Here is a 25,099-nt window from a genome sequence, read left to right on the forward strand (position 1 = left end):
TGTGCGCTATTTAAGTATTATATCAGTCTCACTAAAAAAGTACAAGTAAAAACGTTGCTGTATCGTTGTTGGTTAATTCTTAAAAACAAGCATGAAAATTCGTTTATAACGTTTTTCATGCTTGTTATTTACTCGTATTAATTTTATTATCAAGTATCAGAATATCCGCTGTAATATGGATCTCTGTCACCTATCAATGCCAACCCATTAAATGTGTTTAAACTTAAGGATTGCCTGACTTAGGTTATATACCGACCTGGTACTTTCCTCCAGCGCAGTTCTTAGTACTTCGGTTTCCTTCATTAAATTTTCACTATTTTCTGCAACGGATTGTGTATTCTTTGAACTTTCACTGATGATTTCCGTTACACCATTAATGGTATTTACAATATTTGATATGGTTTGTGAAAGAACCGCCGCCGTTTGTCTGAATTCCTTCATAATATCTTGTATGGTTCTGGCATCTAAATCATATTGTTCACCGGTGTCTACCATTTTAATATAATCTGTCATTACCTGATTATCGATGAATTCCAATATGCGGTTGGAATCTGTTGCCATGTGTTGTACCGATTCCACCACAGAAGTGCTGATGTCTTGTATCTGATTAGCAGTTTCCTGGGATCTGCGGGCCAGATGACCGATTTCTCCTGCTACTACTGCAAAACCTTTTCCATGTTCCCCTGCTCTTGCTGCTTCTATCGAGGCATTTAAAGCAAGGAGGTTCGTCTGGGTGGTAATGTCAAGGATTGTGTTTGTTAACAGATTGATTTGCTCCACTTCTTTAGATTTCTCTATGGTGACTTTAAAGTTTTCTGAAATTTCCTGCAAAATAGTTTTAGTTGTACTTTGGGCGGTTTTTGAGGACTCCTTTAAGGACATGGCACGGGCACTGATTTCTTCTGCTAAAACAACTCCTTTATCAGTCTTAACAGTCATATTGTCTAACATGTTTCCAATTTCTGAGGTAGAGTTGTTCACCGACTCATTATTGGCAGTGGTTTCTTCCATACCTGCTGACATTTCCTCCATAGAAGCAGAGTTATCTGCAATATTATCAATGACATGATTTAAACCGGATTCGAAGACCTGGAAATTAGAATCCATAGAAGCAGATACCTTATTAATATCCAATATGATATTTTGTAATGTACCAATAAAATCATTCATACCCTGTGCTAATTGACCGATTTCATCCTGATTCTTAAAATAAACCCGTTTGGTTAAATCGCCTTCCCCATTTTCTATGGTTTTAGTTATATCTAGTAGCGATCGCTCTGTCTTTTTCAATGGTTTTACCAAAGAAATATGTATAATAAACCAGGAAAATATCAGTATTATAACATTGACACAAGCTAATGCCAATGTAAAGTAATCAGAAAACTGTTTTGATTCCTCCAAGCTCTTTACCTGAACCGCAACACTTTCTTTCAGTGCTGAACTTAATTTCCTTAAAGAATTAAACATAACAGTTGAAATGGGTGACATATTGTTATTAAATATTTGGTTTGCACCGTCATTATCATACTGATTGGAAAGAGGCAGTGCCTGTTCCATATATTTATTATATTCACTAAACTTATCTCTTAGCTCCGAAATCTGGCTCTCGTACTCAGAGTCCTTATATCGTTCTAAGATATCATCCAGTGATGTTTTTATAACCTTACAACTGGAAGTAATGTAACCATCAAAAAGTTCTTTGGTATCCTTATCATCTGCTGCAAACTGCTTAAGCGCCATACTATCTACAGCCAGCATATATTGATAGGTATTATCAAATGCTAATATGTCTTCCATCGTACCAGTAATGATACCGTTAGATTTTTGATAGGTATTGTTTTGATTAATCCATGCTACTACAAGGGAAAGCATTGAAATTGTAAATACAAGTCCAATAATTAATAATACTTTAGTGCCAATTTTTACATTTTTTAGTTTTTTCATTTGCATTTTACTCCTCATCTCAACTAGTTATTTTATATTACCTCCATTATTATACTATTATACCAAATTTATGTAAACCTGTTTTCGACATTTATCGCCTTATCTCGATAATATTCTCACTCCAAATACCCTAAGACTCCGAACTTACCTATAAATCAGAACAAAGAGTCTGGCTCGCCAGACTCTAGCGCTGACGCACTGTCACGACAGTGACAATCTTCCTTAAGTGCGTCATGCGCATCCTGCCTGGAAGGCTTTTTTATTGCATAGGTAAGTTCGAAGAAGTTTCCTATGCAATAAAAATAGGTCTATCCAAATACTGGATAGACCTATCACTGACTTTATTCATGTATACATATTCCGTAATATTAATTTTTATTATTAATTTAGTTATTCATTGTAAGTTTCTTAGCTGATTCTTCAAGCTTTGAATAGAATTCTGATAAAGCATTGTCGTTCTTAACAGCTTTCTCAAGTTTACTATTAACATCATAAATCAAATTCATAACCTGTTCGGAATCTCTGACTTCATCCAGGTACTTTTCTGTGTTTTGATCGATTTCACCAAGGTAAATATACGGTTCACCTTTTTCATCGGTTTTAACATAGAATTCGTTCATAGCCGGGGCAAGTGTATCTATGCTGGTAAATTTAACTTCATGATAAGCATATACAATATAGGAACCTTCTTCCGGACCTTTTTGGGTATAACAAGTGATATTCTTGTATCCTTCGATATATTTGGTTTTTCTTTCAATATCTTTTAAATCAATAAAATCAACATTATTCACTAAGGGTTTAAACTTATCAATTTTCTTGCCTAATTTCGCATTCAGATAACTTTTGATTAATTTATTGATTTCTTTGTTGGCATTCTTTTCTAATGCATCCGTGGGAACAGCTAAGGCCGTATCTTCCTGGGTTTGAGGTTCTACTGTGGGGGTTGGAGTCGCTGATGGTAATATGGATGCGGATTGAACGTCCGCATTACTAATATTCTGCTTAGCTTCTGCCTTTGATGCTACTCTTTTCATGCTTGAATTTTCTACTGGTGTAGTGTTCTTTTCCTGTGGTCTGGAGATAGAAAATGTAACTAAACCAATCCCCATTGTACACATAGTAACCATTACAACCAATTTTTTATATTTAAGTTTCATTGTATTCTCCTTTATTTAAACAACAGCCAACATTTCATATCCTTTTCCTATAATAACAAATTTTTGAAAAAATTGCAATACATTTATTATTTCTTACCGTAATAAATTTAATAATTATGTAACAATTTATGGCAGATTATGTCTTAAAAACTTTTTTTTAAAAATTAAAAAAACTTCTTGCTCATTTGCAATTTTTCAGGTACAATATGTCTATGCATCTGTAGCTCAGTGGATAGAGCAGAAGCTTCCGAAGCTTCGTGTCGGGGGTTCGAGTCCCTTTAGGTGCATTTTTTGTTGCCATAAACTAGTAGCAGATATCTTAAAGTCCTTGATTTTACTTACCTCGAAGCGGTAACATTACCACCTTTTTAAGACTTTTTGATGTCTGCTTATTAATAAAATTCTATCTACTTTTACATGGTTTAACTCTTGACTTGAGAATAGTTATGTTTCTATTTAAACTGATTTCGCTGAATTCAAACTATAATCCAATGAGATTATTTCTTAATAACCCGTTCTATTGGTGTAAAATGAATTACTACTCTCCTCTAAATCACAATTTAGACTAATGTAGTAATACTTATCGTGTATCTGCTATTAATACTAGTTATAAAATATTAGTTTTAAAATATTAGTTCTTCCTAAAAAGAATGTGCCCCCAACGCAGTAAGCTAAGTTGACAAAAGCTTTACCCTCAAGTGCACATCCAGTTTAGACAAATACCATTTCTGTGTTTTAAGTTGACGCCATAATACGTTTAGCCAGGGCATTCCGTCTGATTATATACACTTTACAGACCTTATGCAAACAAATCACCGGAAGTTTTCTGGTGCAATTTAATATAGATATTCAATTTATCACTGCTCATATCATAATTAGCCAGTATTATTTCCTTAATATCCTTTGCACCTTGTGCACTCAGCTGCCTTTCCAGCCATTTTTCATCCTTTCCGGAAGCTTTTAAATTATCCTTTAGGATTTTACCGTCTATGATTATGTTCGCCAGAATATCATTTTGCTGTGGATTTAAATTAAGATCGGAGGGTGTAACCGGACGATGCATTACAGCAGGGATAATACTTAATTTCCCATTGGTTTCAAGAATTGCCGTGTGTATTTCTTCCAGATCAAAATAACCGCTGGCTCTGCACATAGACTGGAATTCATTAATATCAATCTTAGCCCTCATTAAGTTTTTTTCATATAATTGACCCTTCTGATATAACAACAGGGTATGCCCTTCAAAAAATCTTCGTAGTTTTATAGATTTACAGGTGGAATATGATATAAGAAAAGATATTACAGCATAAACTATCATTGCTGTCAATGGCTTTAAGTAATCACCCTCCAGCGAAGTTGCCATTTCAGCAGCTATGGAACCTATTGTAATACTGTTAATATAGTCAAACATACTTAGTTCAGACATTTCCCGATCGCCCATTAACTTTGTTAAGACAAAAAGCGCAACAATAGATCCAAGGGACACGATGACGATTTTTAACAGCTCCATTATAATTTCCTCCTATCGTTAATAAATAAATTCTCTGAAAGATAGGATATGCCAAAGCAAGAAAAATATTTATAACACTTCGTAATTATGTTAATTTAGAACAGTATTACATCGTAATGGCGCCACGTTCTCTTGAATAAAAATAAACAGTATCAGACAGTATATCTTCCTCCGGTACTTGAGTACGGTTTACATCAAATACCATCTCCCGGAATGAGCTTTTATTCATGCCATTATTCGCCTTAACAGCTATAACCTCATGTATGCTGCTAGGTAATATATATAAATCGGAATCCAGTTCGTCCGCCAGCTTTTTTATCAAATCAGGATATAGCAGACAGCTTGCACCATTGATGCCCTTTGTATTGGTAATTACATACATATTGCTGTCCTTTTGGCACCTCATATCTTCCAATATAGCAGATAACACTCCCTCCTCAGTCTTTAACTTTCCCTCAGCCTTCTGCTTTCCCTCGTTATTTGGTCTTTCCGTTTTTAAATCTGTCTCGCTCTGGTCACCATAGATAGTATCCTTGTCATTCTGTAGAATATCAATAATAATATCATTCATATTTTTAACTACGGAGGGAAAAAGTTCCGGTGTATTTACCTTCGCTATTTCTTTTAAGTCTTCCAACCCGATCAACCAATTATTAATATGTTCATTGGTTATGCGTATGGTCCCAATTCCATTTTCACTATTCTTTACAAGGCAGTGAAATGTAATTGCCAAATCTAAAAAATGAATATGAGGTACCTCCATTAGTAATTTGCGGTTTCTGTCATAGTTAATAAGGCGGTATATGATGCAGGGTTTCATTAGATCCAACTCGTACCTAATATGTAAGGCTTCTTTATCTCCACTTTCTTTTAATGTCCGATAGATCCGTATGACATCATCAGCCAATTCTTTCACTGTTTTACCGGTAAGATATTTTTCATAATAAGGATTTATATATATATTAGGGGTTAGCCGCTCTCTATCTTTTAAAATTACTAACCCGTCCAGTTCAAGGGAATTATTTTTTATCACATGGTTAATTTCTACATTATAGCCTCCTCCTATGACATCTTTTACCGATTGCTGCATACATCTTAGGAATTCTCCATATCCCATTAATTGATATTCCTTTTTCTTTGCCATATTTTTCTCCTTTATTTTTAATTTAATTTGATATGATAAATCGTGGTAATTACCGGATGGTCAGAATTATCATTATTAATTAGCGAACTTTAATGGATTTAATGATATTATTAGCTTTCATGATATTATGAGATTTAATGAATATTATGAGATTTAATGATATTACTAGATTTAGCGGTCATTATTAGCTTTAATGATATTATGAGATTAATAAATATTATTAGATTTAATGATATTACTAGATTTAACGGTCATTAATAGATTTCATGATATTACTAGATTCAATGATCATTATTAGAATTAACAATCATTAGTAAATTTAACAATCATTAGTAAATTGTTGATTGAGTATTTATCGTCTTACTATAAGGTAATAATGCCAAGGGCAAAAAGACAAGCGGTAAGAAGAATTCTAATTTGGTCTTTTGACCTGGCATTATATCAATGTTTAAACGTGATTTTGGGATTTTGATTATAGAATTGTTAGTTACTTGTAGGTTAACTGCTTATTAGTAGATTGCTTAATTAAACATAAATAGAATTAAATATGAATGATTGGTTTTAAAATATATTGAATCAATCGATTAATCAGAAAAGATCACCCCTCCCCTAAATATCCTTCACCAAGGGAATATCTTTCTGAATTAAACCAGCCCTGACTGCCTTGAAAATATCTTAACAAATTATAATTATATAAGCAAGCTATTTATCAGTAAAATAATGGAGATTTTTTTGTCCAAAATTTGTATATAATTACATACTTTCAGATAAACCGCTTATTGCAATTATAGTCTGGGCAGGCAGATAGAACATCCACATGGCAATTGCTGCAAATTGATACACGGTGGTAAACCAGCCACCGTTAATATCAATAAACCCCGATACATTAAATATTCCCACATTTATATCACATAACAGAAATAAAACCATTCCTGCTGCGAATAGTATTCTTCTTTTTATTTTCGATTTGAAAGCGATACTTACGGCATCTATCACATTAAATAGTATACTTATAAAGTAAAAACAGGAAACCACTACCAATGCTTCAATTTTAACTTTAAATACCAGCAAAACAACCAGGATACCCAGAGTAACGGCAATATTCCTTCCGAAGGCTTTAATTATAATCCCTGACCCAGTCACCAAGTCTGACTGGTTTCTCCACCGCCTAATCCGTACCAAATACAACGCCTGTACAATACAAAAGGTAAACAGACCAATCAGATAAATATCAAGCATCAATATGAATAAATCAGATATGACCGTAAAAAGCAGTGCGATTCTTAGTATAAAGATATCTGTTTTATCCTCTTTCTGATTCCTGATTAGCAGGGCATATAAAAAGCACAAAATTATCCCGGTAAACTTTAACCATCCGGAAAACACATAAGAAGCCATCCCCGTAATATCAATATACATAAAACCAGTATAAAGCATTAGCTCTGCTATGATAAATATATATATAACTATTCTTCTGTTCATAAATTTCATACAGCTCCCATGTATACCAAAGTTTATCTGTACTGTTGATTTCTCTTCACTGATTACTCTTTTCTGATTTTTTTTACTGATTTTTCTTTACTAATTTCTCTTTACTGATTTCTCTTCACTGATTTCTCTTTACTGATTTCTCTTTACTGATTTCTCTTTACTGATTTCTCTTTACTGATTTCTCTTTACTGATTTCTCTTTTCTTCCACTAATGTCTCTTCAATTGAAAGATTATTATGAATCTCAGCTTTCTATGTGATTGAAGACATATGATTGCATATGATAAAGGGACTGATGCAAAATCCATATGAATTTCACGGCAGCCCCCTTCGTTTTATTTTATATTCTACATCTTTAACAATAATTGCTCCGCCATAGAATCCGGCAGGGGTTCACTATAAAAATAACCCTGGGCCATATTGCATTTAATGCGCTTTAAAAATTCCGCCTGTTCATTTCTCTCAACACCCTCAGCAATTACGTTCAAATTCAAGTTCTGTGCTAAAGAAATTATGGTCTGCACCATGTTTTGGTTACTTTGGCTATCCAGTACAGTGCGTAGAAAGCTCTTGTCTATCTTTAGGTTATTCACCGGAAGTCTCTTTAAATAATTCATGGAGGAATAATCGGTGCCAAAATTATCCAAGGCAAATAATACACCTAATTCTTTTAATTTCTGAATAACGGCTATAGAATAATCAATATCCTGTAATGCTATGGATTCTGTTATTTCCAGTTGTAAGTAATTCGGATTAATACCAACTTCATGGATAATCTCCCGAACCATATTAACAAATTCCTGATCTTTAAACTGGCGGGCCGAGATATTCACAGCCATTATCAAATCCTTAAATCCTTTCTCTTCCCATACCTTTAATTGTTCACAGGCATGCTTTAATATCCATCTGCCAATCGGTACAATTAATCCAGTTTCTTCCGTCAAAGGTATGAAATCACCGGGTAAAAGAACACCCTTCTCCGGATGATTCCAACGAATCAAAGCTTCAAATCCCACAATTCTATCCTGATTAAGATCCACCTGGGGCTGATAATAAATCATAAATTCCTTATTCTCAATTGCTTTTCTAAGTTCAGACTGACTCTGAATCTTATCCATTAATTTTTCATTAATGGAAGCATCGAAATAGACAAAGGTATTCTTACCGTTAGCTTTTGCCGCATACATGGCAGAGTCTGCGTTTTTAATTAATACCTGGGTGGTTTTACCATCCTTTGGTGCCATGGCTATTCCAATACTCACGGTAATAAAATATTCTTTCATAGACAGGACAAAAGGGTAATCAAATATTTTCTGTATCTTTTTAATCTTCGCTTCATATTCACCGATATCGGTCAGATTCTGGGAAAGAACAATATATTCATCCCCTCCGGATCGTGCAAGATAATCATTATCATCCATCGCCTGTTTTAATCGGTGGGTCACATCAATTAATAATTCGTCTCCATAGGAATGTCCTAAGGTATCATTAATGATTTTAAAATTATCAATGTCTATATTCATTAAGGCAATGACTTCTTCATTACGCAGCGTTAACATAACACTGTCTAACATCTCCGTAAAGGACAGCCGGTTCGGTAATTCTGTCAGATAATCCGAATATGCCAGCTTCGAAAGCTTATCCTTGGTTCGTTTTAGTTCCTCATATTTTACACTAAGTTCATTCTTAGAGGTAGATATTTCTTCATAGGCTGTCTGCAATTCGTTATAATTTTCATTCCATTTCTGTTTTTCCAGTAATGCAGCTCTTTCACCCTTTGTTTTTCTTTTGACATTTATCAGAAGGATAACCAAAAGTATAACTAATACAAGTGCAGCTATAATAATTAAATCACCAATAATCCAATTTACTATATAAGCTTTCCCGCCATCTGCCAGTGTTTCCAGTTCTATCTTATTATTTTGCATTCATTGCACCTCAAATAATTTAGTCCTTCCGCTTTACCAGTACTAAAAAAGCTCTGTTTATTATCCATTATACCAATAAACAGGGCATTAGGCAATCTTTTTTTCAGTATTAGAAAGCCACCGCAAAGGGTCAGTTACCCTTTGGGTGGCTGTTATTTTTACTTGTCATTCTTATTTGTTAAATATTCATCAATACCCTTTGCAGCAGCTTTTCCTGCCCCCATGGCAAGTATTACGGTAGCTGCACCGGTTACGGCATCACCGCCGGCAAATACGCCATCTTTCGTAGTTCGTCCTGTCGCTTCATCCGCTATGATACACCTGTATTTGTTGATATCAAGCCCTTTTGTAGTTGCAGAAATAAGAGGATTGGGGCTTGTACCCAGGGACATGATAACCGTATCCACTTCAAGTTCGAATTCAGAATCCGGTTTTTCTACCGGTCTTCTTCTACCCGAGGCATCCGGTTCACCCAGTTCCATTTCAACACAGGTCATACCTCTGACCCATCCGTTATCATCTACCAGAATTTTAGTGGGATTAGACAGTAACTTGAATATAATCCCTTCTTCCTTGGCATGATGGACTTCTTCTACTCTGGCCGGAAGTTCTTCTTCACTTCTTCGGTATACAATATAAACTTGGGCACCAAGCCTTAATGCAGTTCTTGCCGCATCCATGGCCACATTGCCGCCACCGACTACGGCAACTCTTTTACCAGCCGCAATGGGAGTATCATAATTCTCATCAAAAGCTTTCATAAGATTACTTCTGGTCAGATATTCATTTGCTGAAAATACACCGTTGGCATTCTCTCCCGGTATTCCCATGAATTTAGGTAATCCGGCTCCTGAGCCTACAAATACCGCATCAAAGCCTTCCTCTTCCATTAATTCATCAATGGTAGTAGATTTACCGATTACCACGTTAGTTTCAATTTTTACACCCAGCGCTTTTACGTTATCGATCTCCGTTTTAACTACTGTGTCTTTTGGCAGACGGAATTCTGGAATCCCGTATACCAATACCCCGCCAGGTTCATGGAGGGCTTCAAATATAGTTACGTCATAACCAAGCTTAGCCAAATCTCCGGCACAGGTAAGCCCTGCAGGTCCGGAACCGATTACTGCTACTTTCCTGCCCTTCTTGACTGTCGGAACTTCCGGTTTAATATTATGTTCTCTGGACCAGTCTGCAACAAAACGTTCCAGCTTACCTATGGATACCGGATCTCCTTTTAATCCGCGGATACATCTTTCTTCACACTGGGACTCCTGAGGACATACTCTTCCACAGACTGCCGGTAGTGCAGAATATCCAGCAATTACCCTGGAGGCGGCTTCGATATTGCCGGATTCTACTTCTTTAATGAATCCAGGGATATCAATGGATACGGGACAGCCGGTAATGCATTTCGCATTTTTACATTTTAAGCAGCGGCTGGCCTCCAGCCTTGCTTCTTCTTCATCATATCCTAAACATACTTCTAAAAAGTTATGTGCTCTTATCTGAGGGTCCTGTTCTTTCACAGGTATTCTTTTTAATACATCCATGCTTTTACTCCTATCTGCCATGCCTTGTTTACCGGTTAATTATCACTGCAGCCGCAGCCGCCGCCTTTGTGGGTACTACCTTCCCGTTCTCTTAGAACAGCTCTTCCTTCCGACGTTTTATACATCTGCTGCCGTTTCATGGACTCATCAAAATCTACAAGATGTCCGTCAAACTCCGGTCCGTCCACACATGCAAATTTAACCTGCCCGCCAACAGTTAAACGACAGGCACCGCACATTCCGGTTCCGTCTACCATAATCGGATTCATACTAACGATTGTATGGATTCCCAGCTCTTTTGTTAGAATGCATACAAACTTCATCATAATAATCGGTCCGATGGCAATAACAAGATCATAGTGTTTTCCCTGGGTATTAACCAGGTCTTTGATACAGTCATTCACATTTCCTTTAAAGCCATAGGAACCATCATCGGTAGCCACATATACATTTTTAGCTACCTGCTTCATTTCCTCTTCCAAAATTATCAGTTCTTTATTTCTGGCACCTATAATACAGTCAACATCTATGCCATGATTTTTCATCCATTTTACCTGGGGGTAAACCGGCGCGGTTCCAACGCCTCCTGCTACAAAAAGAATGCTCTTCTGTTCTAATTCTGCTTTGGTTTCCTCCACCAGCTCTGATTTACATCCAAGGGGTCCGGTAAAATCTCTGAAACTTTCTCCTGCTTCATAGGAAGCCATTCGTTTTGTTGAAGTTCCAAGTGCCTGAAACACTATGGTAACGGTACCTGCTTCACTGTCATAATCGCATATAGTCAAGGGAATTCTTTCCCCTTTTTCATCCATCTTTACAATAACAAACTGCCCCGGATAACAGGACTTTGCCACTCTTGGTGCTTTAATATCCATCAAATAAATATTCGGCGCCAATGCTTCTTTTTTTACAATCTCGTACATGCTTAATTCCCTCCGTTTCCCAAACTAGCTTCATATCCTTTGCTTTTCTAACAACTTTCTACATTATAGAATATTCCATATAAAAAATCCAGTATTTTTATGTGGGAATAGTGCATAATATTAAAGATTTCATTAATTGGATAGTAATATTTCATTGTAATATTATTGAGTTCATAAATTCTTAAGATTTTTTATCTTTATAATTTATTTTTACATGTTATGCTATAAATCGTGAGAATTTCCAGGTGTATTAGAAGTTATTGTTCTCTACCTGAACACCCTGTGTATTTTTTGCGAACAGTAACTTATTAAGGTTATAGGATGATAGAATAAATATTAATTATAGAAGTTTTCTCCAAAATAATATATAATTATTAATTATATTACATAAGGGAAGCCATGGAGGATAAAAAATATGTACAACATATTGGTATGTGATGATGATAAAGATATCGTGGAAGCCATACAGATCTATTTGAATGCCGAGGGCTATCAGGTGATAAAAGCTTACAACGGCAAAGAAGCCATAGATATCATTAATTCCAATGAAATACACCTTGCCCTGTTAGATATTATGATGCCTCTGATGGATGGCATTCGTACCACGATGAAATTAAGGGAAAATAACAGCACCCTTCCCATTCTTTTGCTTACTGCCAAATCTGAAGACAGTGATAAGGTACTGGGTTTAAATGTAGGAGCAGATGACTATATAACAAAACCTTTTAATCCCCTGGAGCTAGTTGCCAGGGTAAAATCAGCCCTGCGCCGTTATACCAAACTTGGCAGTATCGCGACAGAGGAACAAAATATCTACTCGTCCGGCGGGTTAGTCGTTAATGATGACCGAAAAGAGGTCTATGTAGACGATGAATTAATCAAACTTACACCAATTGAATATAATCTACTCAAACTTTTAGTTAAAAATAAAGGCCGGGTGTTCTCCATTAATGAAATTTATGAACTGATCTGGAATGAGCCTTCTTATGGCGCTGATAATATTGTTGCAGTCCACATCCGTCATATCCGTGAAAAAATTGAAATTAACCCCAAAGAGCCGAAATATCTGAAAGTTGCCTGGGGTATTGGTTATAAGGTGGAAAAATACTGAAAGGAGCTGTACAATGAATAAAGTGAAAGGGTCCTTTATTATGAAGGCATTGATACATATAGCCCTCTTTCTGTGCGGACTTAATCTTGTAGTTGGATCCTACCATATTCTGACTTATCTGGATTCCTATTCTGCTAATACCACTGACTTTAAGGAAACCTCTGAATTTCAAAGCAAATATTTAAAATATGTGGAACGGGTAGCCGTCTATGCCGACTACCGGGAAAAAGGGTATTCCGGCAGTCTTGGGTATGATTCCTCTTCCCTGGATTTGTCTGCTTTATTTGAAACGGATAAAGAAAAGCCACTCTATTCGGATACCAATAAACAGCGAGAAGATTTTGATTATTACAACGCCATACTAAACCAGCCCCACAGCAACTTCCAATACTATGTCAGGAACTTAAAGACTGGTACGGTATACTGTTCTTCCGAATTAAATGATAAGGTGGCGGCCCTTGATAAAAAATATGGTAAGAAATCCATGAATGCTTACCTGGAAAGCGCAAAAAGCAATGATGCCTATCTGATCATCAACACGAAAACGGAACGGTATGCAACCAATGCCAATCGAAATTACCAGTACTTAAATGATGAGAATTTAAGCTGGGTAATTGATTATATTAATGGAAACTTTATAAGCCAGCTTGATAACCCGGATATCAAACGGGGGGAATATATCATATGCACCACCATAGTAAGCGGCTTTCCAAACCAAAAAGATGAATTTGGTTTTATGTTTAAAGAATTTCAAAAATTACACGATAATTATAAGAATTCCATTTATCCCGTTCCGGCTTCCTTTATTGTCCTGTTATTGTTTATAGGTATTGTCATCTCGTTCTCCGGTCATAAAAAAGGACAGGAAAAAATTGTCACAAACAGCTTCGACCGCTGCTATACCGAAGTCGGATTTATATTCGTAGTTACCGGCATTATTGGTTTATGTTTCGCTGCCTATTATGCCTGCAGATTGCTAAAGTGGAGATTTTATCTGGATACTTATTATTTGCTTATATTGGCTTATGCCATTATCTACCCCTTTTGTTTATTTGGCTTCTTAAGCCTGATCAGACGGATAAAAGCTAATTTATTATTTAAAAACTCATTAATCCTGCGCTTACTAAAGCATCTGCAGCAGTTTATCCGGGATTTCTTTGCACAACAGAGTATAACCTACCGGGTATTTGCACTAATTGGTTTATTTGCAGCCATACAGTTCCTGGCTTTTTATCTCTATAACAGACCCATACTCTTTAACCGAAGAGTGGAGTTTTTAGTAGTTGCCATACCGGATTACTGTTTTTTAGCATATGTCCTTTTAAAAGCAGCAATTGATTATAACATTATCACAAAAGAGACCAAAGAAATTGCAGAAGGTGACTTAAATCACAAAATCCCGGTTACTACCATGCAGGAACCGGCACTTACCCTGGCAGCTTATGTTAACAACATCGGTGACGGCCTTTCGGTGGCCGTTGAGGAAAAATTAAAAAGTGAGCGCCTTAAAACCGAATTGATTGCCAATGTGTCCCACGATATTAAAACTCCTCTTACCTCCATCATCAATTATGTGGATTTATTAAAGAAGGAAAATCTGGCTAATGAAACAGCTGCCGGTTATTTAGATGTCCTATCCTCGAAAACCTGGCGCCTTAAGACATTGATTGAGGATCTGATGGAAGCTTCTAAGGCCTCCTCCGGTGCGATTTCTTTGAATCTGGAATATCTAAACCTGGTAGAACTGGTTAGACAATCCATCGGTGAATTTGAAGACCGTTTTATCAGCCATAATCTGGAGGCCGTCCTTAATATGAAGGAGGAACCGATTTACATTCTGGCTGACGGACGAAGTACCTATCGTATTATTGAAAATATTTTTTCTAATGCCAATAAATATGCCCTAAGTGGAACCAGGATATACGTGGACATCTTAACAGAGGAAGAAACCGTTACGGTTTCTGTTAAAAATATATCTGCCAATAAATTAAATATTAATTCGGATGAATTAATGGAGCGTTTTGTAAGAGGTGATTTATCCCGTAATACAGAAGGCAGCGGTCTTGGTCTATCCATCGCCAAAAGCCTTGCAGCCCTTGAAGACGCGGTCTTTGATATTGAACTGGATGGCGACTTATTTAAAGCTGTCCTAAGATTTAAGCGGGTTTATGTTTAAGATACTCTGACGGAAGGTTAATCCTATCGGGTTAGAATTCCGTCAGAGTATTTATTTCTGCCAAATAATTGTTTTTGTATCTTTTATCAAAGGAGACATCCTCTCCAAACCAATCAGGTGAAGCAAATTGGGCTGCGGCTGCTTCATCCGGAAATTCCACTTCCACAAAGATCAGCCCCTCAAGGCACCCGTGGAACTCATCAAGTTCAGCCGTTAAACCGCCTTCAAGGGGAATCAGATACCTGGTTTTGGTAATCAGATGTCCGTCGGTTTTATTTCGTAAATGAAGATATGCCTCTTCACTAAGAGGGAGTTCCACTTCTTCACAGGTCAGGGCTATATCAGTTTCCTTTTCTATCATGTTTAAACGGGATTTATAGGTTAAGTAATATTCTTCGCTGCTTTTACGTATCCTTACTACCGGATTAGCGCAAAGGTATCCCTGTTCTATTTCTTTTTTCTCATATTGGTTCAGCTTTTCAGGCATTTTTTTTATCAAAAATTTCCGTTCAATCTCCATAATAATCCTCCGTTCTATTCTTTTTAACTCTATAGGAACGCTGTATTCAGACTAACTATAAAACTTTCTGCCCGTTAATAATGAGCTGAAATCTTAAAGTCAACTTCTCCGCCGCCTTCTTGCATAATATCATACGTTCCAGAAATATCTCAAAATAGTCCATAACAGAGGAAAACTCAGTATCTATGGTAAGGTTTAGGGATATTTTCGTTTTTTCTTCATTTATAATGGTTTTTGATTCCTTTACGGCATAATTAACCCTGTCATGGATATCAAAGCTAGCAAGATCCCGGTTTCTTACTCGGGTATAACGTACATCGGTTTTATCTGCTAAAATAAGAGCTGCTGCTACTTCATTGACCGGCACCGCCGTACTTTCGTCATGATTTCCAATCGCTGATATGATTATAGCTATTTCTTCGGCATCCACACCGATTTTGTCAAGAATACGGAATGCCATAACCGCGCCGCTTTGGGCATGGTCTACCCGGTTGATTACATTGCCGATATCATGCATATATCCGGCTATCTGAGCCAGTTCTATGGTTCTTTGGGGATAACCCATAGTGGTTAATATATATCTTGCCACTTCTGCAACAATTCCAACATGGGCAAAGCTGTGTTCCGTATATCCTAACGCATTTAATGATTCATCTGCCTTTTGTATATAGGTTTTAATCTGCGGGTTCTTCTTAATTTCTTTATAGGTTATCATATAAAAGACTCCTTATGTTAGTTTTTTCTATTCTTATCTCAGACAGGTTTTTTGTATATCGCTATCCCATTCCGGATTCAATATCAGGGACATAACTTTATATGAAGTTATTACCAATATTACATATTTTATTATTATACACTTGTATTTCGGGAATCACAATAAATATTCTATGAACTCTTGTTATTCTGGTTCACAATAAATATTCTATTAACTCATGTAATTCTGGAATCACATCAAATATTCTATCAACTCTTGTTATTCTGAATTCACATCAAATATTCTATCAACCCTTGTTATTCTGAATTCACATCAAATATTCTCAGAATGCTTAGATTCCAACCCGATAACCACAGACACCAGTCAGACATCATAACGACAGTGTATTAACTTTACAGTATTCCTATTAACCTTATGTTAAGTTCCTGAAAAGATTATCTTCCATTAACACATTTTTACCCACGGAATAAAATAATAAATAAAAGTAATTATTGGAGGTATTCTTTTGGGATACTATATAAATGTAGAACCAGGCGTTAACATCTACTGCGAGGACTTAAATCCCAGAGGTCAGAAAACAATTGTATTCTTACACGGGTGGCCGGGCAGCCATGATTTATTCGAGTATCAATTCAATCAGCTGCCTAAGTTAGGCTACCGCTGTATCGGGCTTGACCAGAGAGGTTTTGGTCTGTCCGATAAACCCTTTGAAGGCTACAACTATGACAGGTTATCCGACGATGTCAGATGTGTCATAGAAGCTCTCGGCTTATCAAATGTAACACTATTAGGACATTCCACCGGCGGTGCCATCGCCGTAAGGTATATGGCAAGACACTGTGCTTATGGTGTATCCAGACTGGTGCTCTGCGCTGCTGCAGCTCCCAGTCTGATCAGAAGACCCTATTTCCCTTATGGTCAGACAAAAGAAGCTGTCATTGATATTATCCGCGGCACTTACCATAACCGTCCGCAAATGCTCCGGGATTTTGGCAATCTCTTCTTTTATCAGGATGTAGGTGATCCGATGAAAGACTGGTTATTCCAGTTAGGTCTAATGGCAGCCTCCTGGGCCACCGCTAAAGTCGCCAACACCTGGCTGGATGAAGAAGGTTTATTTTACGACCTTGGCACTATCAAAGTTCCAACCCTGATTCTTCACGGGATACATGATGAAGTATGCTATTTCCCGCTGGGAGTAGCGCAAAACCAACTCATTAAAAATTCCAAACTAATTCCCTTTGAGGACAGCGGCCATGCCCTCTTTATAGAACAGTATGCTAAATTTAATATGGAAGTAAGACAATTTATTGAAAACACTTCATTATACTGTTAAACTTTACTTTTATAAGCTAATGATAAAGCTCGTAAATTTTATGAGACAACATAAATCAAAACAAAGTGTGGGATATTTATTTTCATATCAAGAATTGATAAAATCAGCTCATAAATTAAACGAAACGCATTGCTTCTGATAACATGCATAAGCATATCATTCTGAGTCTTCTGATCATTACTGTATATAGGAAAAATCCTTAGCTTATGCACGATATCAGAAGCAATGCTTTCTTCACAATCTCAGAGCTGATTTTATCCACACCCCAGCAATTCTTACGTTAAAGTCAGACATTTTTATTTTGTAACTATTTCATAAAATTTTTCACTTGAATTTATACAAAAAGTATGTATAATCTATAAGGTAACCCTCAAGTTACGCACTATATTTCACGCAAGGAGCATGTATGAGCATCTTAAATGTAACTAATCTCACTCATGGTTTTGGAGACAGAGCAATCTTTAATAATGTTTCTTTCCGTCTGTTAAAAGGAGAACACATCGGACTGGTTGGCGCCAACGGAGAAGGTAAATCTACCTTTTTAAACATTGTTACCGGTAAATTAATGCCGGATGAAGGTAATATTGAATGGGCTAAGAATGTCAGAGTCGGTTATCTTGACCAGCACTCTGTATTAGAAAAAGGCATGACAATCCGTCAGGTATTAAAATCAGCCTTTTCCTATCTATATGACCTGGAAACAAAAATGAATTCACTTTGCAATCAGATGGCGGATGCAGAACCGGACATGCTCATAACGATCATGGAGGAGTTTGGTACGATTCAGGATACTCTTGATAATAATAATTTCTACGTTATTGATACAAAAGTGGAAGAAATCGGCCGGGCACTGGGTCTGGATGCCATCGGTCTTGACCAGGATGTAACAGAACTAAGCGGCGGTCAAAGAACTAAAGTACTCTTAGGTAAATTATTACTGGAAAAACCTGATATCCTATTACTGGACGAGCCTACCAATTATTTGGATACTGTACACATTGAATGGTTGAAGCGTTACTTGCAGGACTATGAGAATGCATTTATATTAATCTCCCATGACATACCTTTTATCAACAGTGTAATTAATATCATTTACCATATGGAAAATGCAGAATTAAACCGGTATGTAGGGGACTATGATAAATTTTTGGAAGTTTATGAGGTTAAAAAATCCCAGCTGGAATCCGCATATAAGAAACAACAGCAGGAAATTAACGAATTACAGGATTTTGTTGCCAGGAATAAAGCCCGGGTTTCTACCAGAAATATGGCCATGTCCAGACAAAAGAAACTGGACAAAATGGATGTGATTGAACTTGCCAAAGAAAAACCAAAGCCAGAATTTTATTTTAAAGAAGCTAGGGCTGCCGGAAGATACATCTTCCAGACGGAACATTTAGTTATCGGTTATGACTCTCCCCTCTCAAAACCTTTGACTTTAACAATGGAACGGGGCGATAAAATTGTATTAAAGGGAGCCAATGGTATTGGTAAAACCACTTTACTAAAAAGCATTATCGGTCTTACTCCTCCTATGGAAGGCAAGGTAACTCTTGGGGATTATTTATACCAGGGATATTTCGAACAGGAAATGAGCGGTGCTAAAAATAATACCTGTATTGAAGAAATCTGGCGGGAATTCCCGTCCCTGACCCAGTATGAAGTACGTTCCGCCCTGGCAAAATGCGGACTTACCACCAAGCATATTGAAAGTATGGTAAGGGTGTTAAGCGGCGGCGAACAGGCCAAGGTACGTTTATGTAAATTAATTAACCAGGAAACCAATGTATTACTTCTGGACGAGCCTACCAACCATCTGGACGTGGATGCTAAAACCGAATTAAAGCGGGCACTGACCGAATATAAAGGCAGTATCCTCTTAATCTGCCATGAACCGGATTTTTATGAGGATTTTGCGACAAAAGTATGGGATTGCTCCAACTGGAGTACGAAATTTTAACTAATTATTAATTGCTATTTAATAGATTATTTAAGTGCTATAAAATTAAAAATCCATGAAGTACCGTTCAGGTTCAAAACTTACCTTGACTGTGTTTCATGGATTTTATTATATGCCGGATCTATTGTAATAACAATTATTAAAATGTTGCTACGCTTATCTCTCGCATTTTCCTTTTATTCTTTTTGATTAAAAATAAAGACCTTACTTAAAACATAATTCATGATGATAACCACAACCGCCAAAATAGCTTTAACAACCATATCGTTAAAACCGAATAAATTGGCGAAGATTAATAATCCGGCTTCTTCCACAATCAGAGAAAGACCTCTTGCAAGAAAAAATTTTATTATCTTGATTGATTCATCCTTTCGGCTGTTACCCGAATCCAGAAATACAATCCGTGCATTCATAAAATAGGCAAAGGTAACTGCGATGAACCAGGCAATTATATTGGAAATTAAGTTGTTAACCCCGATAAAATAACAGAAGATATAAAAAACCGCTAAATTAACGAGGGTGGTCAGCACACCGGAAATAGCATAAAATATTGTCTCCCGGTTAATTAACTTTTTAATCATAAACTTTTACCTGCATTATTCTTTGGACCAACCATAGGCCAGAAGTGCCATACATTGATCGAAGGAATAAATATCCTCACCATTATTTGTACCAAAAGAACCGTTAAAGATTGAACTCGTATCATTTACGCGAAGCAGCTCCATACGTGCCAGAGCATCGGAAGCCATTTTATCATCACCTATTTTTTGACCAATCATGGCAACGATAGCATAGATTGCTGTGGACTCATAATTATAACCTTTCACAACCTCACCCTGTGTAGTGTAACGGGCTTTTATGCCTCCGTCAGCTACTTTATCTCTTAACCAGTTAATTGTAGCAGACTTTTGCTCTCCTATGGCTGCCAGATTCAAAATAGTATAAACCGCTTCTGCCATATTAAGTTCTGTGTCTTCATAGTCTTTCGTTTTATAATTATACCAGCTGTAATAAAAAGGAAAATCATCGCCTAAATAACCGCCGCTAACAACCTCCAGCGCATTATTATAAACAGGCTGATAATTACGATCTCTGTCCGACAAAAGTTTCAGACTTTCCATATCAGCAAAACAAAGTGTTAACCGGTTCGCTTTCGCTTTATTCTTAAAATCATAATTGTCTACTAACCGTTGATTTTTCGTGTTATATCGATATAGATTCCCTTCCCAGCCTTTAACCAGGTCCCCGTAACCGCCCCAGAGTTCATTCGCCTTACAAAGATTTTTATAGATACGCAGATCATCAACCAGAGAGTTAGAATCTGACGGCTCTCCCTTGGCTATGACCCAGCTTGCCAATTTTGTACGGCTTAGCATATATTCTTTTACAAACCCGAAAGACCGGTCAAAGAGAGCTTTATCCTTTTTTAAGAGTGCATATTCCATCATAATCCCCTGGGATTCGCTTAAAACATCACTTCCGGAGGGACTTTCTGTTCCCTCCTTATCTTTATAGTTAACACGGACTCCGCCTTCTGCATTGGTTAAGCTATTGGTTATAAACCTGCTAGTTGCATAGGAGGCTCCGTTTCTTAGATAATCCATATAAGCTTCTAATTTATTACTTTCCGTTATCATTCCAGGACTGCAAAACTTTAAAATTCCATTACCATTAAGCCCCAATGTGGTAGGTACAATCTTAACACCAAGTTCCTTGTACACCTTAAGATCTTTATCAAAGTAAGTCTTATAAGGTATATTATTATCCTTTAAATAATCCATTGCCTGCTGTTTGGTTTCTTTTTCTCCATCCAGCTTATTAACCAGGATTATTATGGTATCTCCGTTTTGACCTGCTATTCTTTGGTAATCCTTAAGACCGCTTAATTCTTCCTTACAATATTTACACCAGCTGGCCCAAAATATCAGCAGCACATTCTTACCTTTGAATTCTCTTAATGTAACAGGTTTATCCTGGTCATCATAAATCGTAATATCCTCCAGGCTTTTATTCAGAACTATATTATCCGGATAATTCGACATAGCATCGGCTAGTTCCTCCGGCGGACTCTCACCGATTACAGTCTTATCCTCACCTTTTTGTGAAAAATAAGAATCAAGCAGTAAGCCCCCTGCCGCAATAAAAATAAAAAAGGCAATTATAAAGCCAAGTCTGCTTATTTTTTCCAGCTTCGTTTCACCAAGAAAATGCATCGTAAGATTCCTTCCTGATATTTTTATGAGTGTCGGATGAATTTACCTTTTATATTTGTGCTGCAACACTCTAATTTTACTTTTCGCTTTGAACTTTCTTACTATAACCTTGTGGATAACAATTTATTTTTTTAATATTACGTCTTTTTTTGTTATATGAAATTCTTCGTTTTATCAAAGATACCAGGTTTTTTTTCTTCGTCAAACCGGTTCTTTTTTTACCAGATACGAATGCTTCCGCTTTTTTATGGCTTGTAACAGTTATCCTTGCAGCAGATTTCTCAATCTGGGGTTGTAAAGACCTGTTAATCTTATGCTGTGAGGATTTATTACTGTTAATTGGATCTGTTTTAACTGCTTTCTGGCTTTGTTCCTGCAAAGCTGACGAATTCTGCTTCCTTTGTTCTTCCTGGGTTTGTTTTGCTTCAAGCTGAGAAGATGTAACAGGTATCGAATCATTTTCTAATTTCTCTGTTTCATAAACTGTCTCATTCGATTTCCCTATCAGTTTGTCAGGTCCCTTAATATCTTTGTAAGCTTCGGTAGCCGTTATAATAATGTGACCCTCTTCTATTGCTTTCAGAACATCAATCTGAGGAAGAGCATGCTCATTTTGTTCATTTTCTAAAGCCTTAGATTCATTTATATAATCTTCAACCGTATCCTGTGCTGCTTCTAATGCCACCGCTGCGGGTACCGCTTCAAAAGCATATTGAAGCTCAGGTATTTTACTTTTAATGCGCTGTAAATATTCCTGATATAAAAAGCCAATTCCCACCGCTGCCAGCAGAGCAAAATTCGTAAGGAGATAATAATGATAGCGGTTCTGCATTTCTACTAATATATGAAGGGCAAAAGCACCTACAAAAAACACCGGTAAAATCAATCCGTTATTATCCCGTCTGAACAAATACACGACTCCGAACAAAGAGAAGAATACAACGGCCAGATAATAAACATTATTCCACACAGCCATACGATACATGAAATTTTCTTTGTCAGGGGTTAGAAGTTTCTGATTATTCATTGTAACAATATTGGTAGTTGTAGCATAATCATCATTGGACCATACCAGATAAAACTTTTTAGCAAAAAGTTCAAGGGTACCAACCGGATCCTTCATAACCGACTGTTTTGCAATTTCAAGGCAGAGCTTATGGGCCTGGGTTGCCGAACCGGTCTCTTTATAGGAATCATTTAAGATATTCATTAACTCTTCACTGTAGCCGCCGTCACTGGGAATGTTTACACCCACCATTAAACTGTAACCCATAGCTCCGGAACCGGCTGCATCCTTTTGTATCGCATTGGAGATTCCACCGTTAATTATCTGGGTGCAGATTAAATAACCAGCAATAACTACAACTGCCCGTAACCATCCCTTTGAAATAAAAATCTTTCCCAGGGGCAATTCATTAATATTCTTATACACAAGTTTTTTGCGAACAGTAAAGAGACATAATACTACCGCGATAAAATAAACAAGGGCCATGGGTCTGATTGCCGAGGCTGCTGCAATTAGAATACCAAGTAAAAAATGTAGTGCAATGGGTGATACGGAAACCTTAGTATTATCACCATATTTTTTCATTAGATGGACGGTTAATAAGACCGCACCAAATAAGATACAGGTAAACGTAGCTTCCGAACCGTTAATATTACTGAATATAATCTGAGAGGGCCAGAACCAGCTTATTAAAAATGCTGCTATGCCGCCGATGGTTCCGGTTAAGTTCTTACCAATCCGGTAACAGAAGAAGGCAGTAAGCGCTGACATTGCCACATTAAAATATAAAGGTACTGCATAAGCTGTCCCAAAAATTCTCATAACCCAAGACAATACATAAGAATATCCAAACGTATTGGGGAACAGCGCGATATATTCATTATTTGCCTGAGTAAGCAAAGTATGATCCATTATCATCTTAGCTACATCGTAGTAAAACTTATAATCGGACTCCATACTTACCGTATAGGCTTTTATATACCATATCCGGAGTACAATCCCCCCAGCCAGGACAAGTACTACAAACAGCCCTTCAAGCCATGGACATTTTCTTTTCATAAATTCACCTGCCATAACCATAGAAGGCCTGGTCATTAAATAAAAGAGAGCATGAATCACTGCAATTGCCCCAAAGATTCCAAGAATAAGCAATACTTGTGACAGCAGTGGGTATTCTTTTCCCTCTTTAAATTGTGTTACTCCAAATATAAGTATCAAAAGCCCCGCCGCCAGATACAAATACATTGCCAGGTACGAAAACCAATTCCTGCGAAAACTCATAGCTACCCCTTTTCTTTCTCTACAATCTGCTAGTTAAAATATCTATTATCTGTTTACAGGCAGTACCGTCACCATAAGGATTAGAAGCCTTACTCATGGCATCGTATTCCTCTTTATCAGTTAATAGACGTTTAAATTCCCGGTAAATAGTTTCCTCTCCGGTACCGATTAACTTTAAGGTACCAGTTTGTATCCCTTCCGGTCGTTCTGTGGTATCCCGAAGTACCAATACCGGTTTTTTAAGCCCCGAGGCTTCCTCTTGAATACCGCCGCTGTCAGTAAGGATAAACTCGGACCGGTACATAATATTGTGAAAATCGATTACATTCAGCGGTTCAATGATCTTTATCTTGGAATCCTCTTTAAAAACCTCCGCCGCAATTTTTCTGATTGCCGGATTTAGATGTATTGGATAAAGTACCTTCACGTCATTAACTTCATTCAGAACCCGTTTTATTCCATGAAAGATATCATAGAGGGGAGGTCCTAAATTCTCCCTGCGATGGGCCGTCAGCAATACAAGTCTGCTCCCCGATGCCCATTCTAAAACCGGATGGGTATAGTTATCATTGATACTTAAGTTCAGGGCATCCATTATGGTATTCCCGGTTACAAAAATACTTGACTCCGGTTTACCTTCTTTTACCAGATTCATTTTTGCCGTTTTGGTTGGCGCAAAATGAAATTTAGCACCGATCCCGATTGCCTGCCGGTTATATTCTTCCGGGTATGGTGCTGTTAAGTCATAGGTTCTAAGCCCCGCTTCCACATGCCCATAAGGAATATTCATATAAAAAGCCGCCAGAGAAGCCGCAAAAGCTGTGGTAGTATCGCCATGCACCAGCACAAGATCCGGTTTTTCTGTTTCCAGCACCTTTTTCATACCAGTGAGAATGGATATGGTAATATCAAAAAGGTCCTGTCCTTCTTTCATTATATTAAGATCATAATCCGGAGTAACAAAAAAGCTGTCAAGAACCTGTTTCAGCATTTCCCTATGCTGACCGGTAATTAAGACCAGGGTCTGAAATTCTTTTATTTTATACAACTCCTTTACCAGTGGGCACATCTTTATCGCTTCTGGTCTTGTACCGAATACTACCATAATCTTTTTCATACTTACCAAGCTTCC

The 25,099-nt window shown here is 37.0% G+C and carries 18 protein-coding genes and 1 tRNA gene; 5 read left to right on the forward strand and 14 right to left on the reverse strand.

What is annotated here, in order from left to right; genetic code table 11:
• Positions 1 to 207: 207 nt before the first annotated feature.
• Together QA584_RS15705 and QA584_RS15710 are read right to left on the reverse strand one after the other, a co-directional pair.
• On the reverse strand, positions 208 to 1,944 hold the full coding sequence (locus QA584_RS15705) for a methyl-accepting chemotaxis protein (RefSeq protein ID WP_278269997.1): 1,737 nt from the start codon (positions 1,942 to 1,944) through the stop codon (positions 208 to 210).
• Positions 1,945 to 2,330: 386 nt separating this feature from the next.
• A complete protein-coding gene (locus tag QA584_RS15710; protein ID WP_278269998.1) occupies positions 2,331 to 3,101 on the reverse strand; it encodes a hypothetical protein in 771 nt (256 codons plus the stop codon).
• 214 nt (positions 3,102 to 3,315) lie between these two features.
• On the opposite strand from QA584_RS15710, the gene QA584_RS15715 reads away from it, so the two are divergent.
• Positions 3,316 to 3,388: transfer RNA gene (locus tag QA584_RS15715), tRNA-Arg, on the forward strand.
• Positions 3,389 to 3,900: 512 nt separating this feature from the next.
• On the opposite strand, the gene QA584_RS15720 is transcribed toward QA584_RS15715, so the two are convergent.
• The 6 genes from QA584_RS15720 to QA584_RS15745 form a co-directional block, all read right to left on the reverse strand.
• Positions 3,901 to 4,611 (reverse strand): DUF421 domain-containing protein, encoded by a 711-nt coding sequence (locus QA584_RS15720; protein WP_278270000.1) that lies wholly within the window; start codon positions 4,609 to 4,611, stop codon positions 3,901 to 3,903.
• A 106-nt stretch (positions 4,612 to 4,717) separates the two neighbouring features.
• Complete coding sequence (locus QA584_RS15725; RefSeq protein WP_278270001.1) at positions 4,718 to 5,755, reverse strand: DUF5688 family protein; 1,038 nt, start codon at positions 5,753 to 5,755, stop codon at positions 4,718 to 4,720.
• Positions 5,756 to 6,508: 753 nt separating this feature from the next.
• The gene (locus tag QA584_RS15730) at positions 6,509 to 7,237 is read right to left on the reverse strand and encodes a lysoplasmalogenase family protein (RefSeq protein ID WP_278270002.1); all 729 of its coding nucleotides are present in this window, start codon (positions 7,235 to 7,237) and stop codon (positions 6,509 to 6,511) included.
• Between the two features lie 355 nt (positions 7,238 to 7,592).
• Positions 7,593 to 9,173, reverse strand: a complete 1,581-nt coding sequence (locus QA584_RS15735) for a putative bifunctional diguanylate cyclase/phosphodiesterase (protein WP_278270003.1) — start codon at positions 9,171 to 9,173, stop codon at positions 7,593 to 7,595.
• Positions 9,174 to 9,331: 158 nt separating this feature from the next.
• A complete protein-coding gene (gene gltA / locus QA584_RS15740) occupies positions 9,332 to 10,726 on the reverse strand; it encodes an NADPH-dependent glutamate synthase (protein WP_278270004.1) in 1,395 nt (464 codons plus the stop codon).
• 35 nt (positions 10,727 to 10,761) lie between these two features.
• The gene (locus tag QA584_RS15745; RefSeq protein WP_278270005.1) at positions 10,762 to 11,649 is read right to left on the reverse strand and encodes a sulfide/dihydroorotate dehydrogenase-like FAD/NAD-binding protein; all 888 of its coding nucleotides are present in this window, start codon (positions 11,647 to 11,649) and stop codon (positions 10,762 to 10,764) included.
• A gap of 415 nt (positions 11,650 to 12,064) precedes the next feature.
• Here QA584_RS15745 and QA584_RS15750 point away from each other — a divergent pair, with 415 nt between their 5' ends.
• Positions 12,065 to 12,760, forward strand: a complete 696-nt coding sequence (locus QA584_RS15750; RefSeq protein WP_278270006.1) for a response regulator transcription factor — start codon at positions 12,065 to 12,067, stop codon at positions 12,758 to 12,760.
• A gap of 13 nt (positions 12,761 to 12,773) precedes the next feature.
• Positions 12,774 to 14,936: a sensor histidine kinase gene (locus QA584_RS15755; RefSeq protein WP_278270007.1), complete on the forward strand. Its 2,163-nt coding sequence runs from the start codon at positions 12,774 to 12,776 to the stop codon at positions 14,934 to 14,936.
• A gap of 31 nt (positions 14,937 to 14,967) precedes the next feature.
• On the opposite strand, the gene QA584_RS15760 is transcribed toward QA584_RS15755, so the two are convergent.
• Complete coding sequence (locus tag QA584_RS15760) at positions 14,968 to 15,456, reverse strand: CYTH domain-containing protein (protein WP_278270008.1); 489 nt, start codon at positions 15,454 to 15,456, stop codon at positions 14,968 to 14,970.
• Between the two features lie 55 nt (positions 15,457 to 15,511).
• The gene (locus QA584_RS15765; RefSeq protein WP_278270009.1) at positions 15,512 to 16,171 is read right to left on the reverse strand and encodes an HD domain-containing protein; all 660 of its coding nucleotides are present in this window, start codon (positions 16,169 to 16,171) and stop codon (positions 15,512 to 15,514) included.
• A 505-nt stretch (positions 16,172 to 16,676) separates the two neighbouring features.
• On the opposite strand from QA584_RS15765, the gene QA584_RS15770 reads away from it, so the two are divergent.
• Positions 16,677 to 17,507, forward strand: coding sequence for an alpha/beta fold hydrolase (locus QA584_RS15770; protein WP_278270010.1), 831 nt, complete (start codon positions 16,677 to 16,679; stop codon positions 17,505 to 17,507).
• 406 nt (positions 17,508 to 17,913) lie between these two features.
• Complete coding sequence (locus QA584_RS15775) at positions 17,914 to 19,467, forward strand: ABC-F family ATP-binding cassette domain-containing protein (RefSeq protein ID WP_278270011.1); 1,554 nt, start codon at positions 17,914 to 17,916, stop codon at positions 19,465 to 19,467.
• A 176-nt stretch (positions 19,468 to 19,643) separates the two neighbouring features.
• On the opposite strand, the gene QA584_RS15780 is transcribed toward QA584_RS15775, so the two are convergent.
• The 4 genes from QA584_RS15780 to wecB all read right to left on the reverse strand — a co-directional run bounded on the left by QA584_RS15780 (position 19,644) and on the right by wecB (position 25,084).
• Positions 19,644 to 20,048, reverse strand: coding sequence for a GtrA family protein (locus QA584_RS15780; RefSeq protein ID WP_278270012.1), 405 nt, complete (start codon positions 20,046 to 20,048; stop codon positions 19,644 to 19,646).
• Between the two features lie 15 nt (positions 20,049 to 20,063).
• Positions 20,064 to 21,680, reverse strand: coding sequence for a TlpA family protein disulfide reductase (locus QA584_RS15785; RefSeq protein ID WP_278270013.1), 1,617 nt, complete (start codon positions 21,678 to 21,680; stop codon positions 20,064 to 20,066).
• A gap of 76 nt (positions 21,681 to 21,756) precedes the next feature.
• Positions 21,757 to 23,967, reverse strand: a complete 2,211-nt coding sequence (locus QA584_RS15790; RefSeq protein ID WP_278270014.1) for a hypothetical protein — start codon at positions 23,965 to 23,967, stop codon at positions 21,757 to 21,759.
• Between the two features lie 19 nt (positions 23,968 to 23,986).
• On the reverse strand, positions 23,987 to 25,084 hold the full coding sequence (wecB, locus tag QA584_RS15795; protein ID WP_278270015.1) for a non-hydrolyzing UDP-N-acetylglucosamine 2-epimerase: 1,098 nt from the start codon (positions 25,082 to 25,084) through the stop codon (positions 23,987 to 23,989).
• Positions 25,085 to 25,099: the final 15 nt, after the last annotated feature.

The organism is Anaerocolumna sp. AGMB13025 (assembly GCF_029689925.1).
Lineage (GTDB): Bacteria > Bacillota > Clostridia > Lachnospirales > Lachnospiraceae > Anaerocolumna.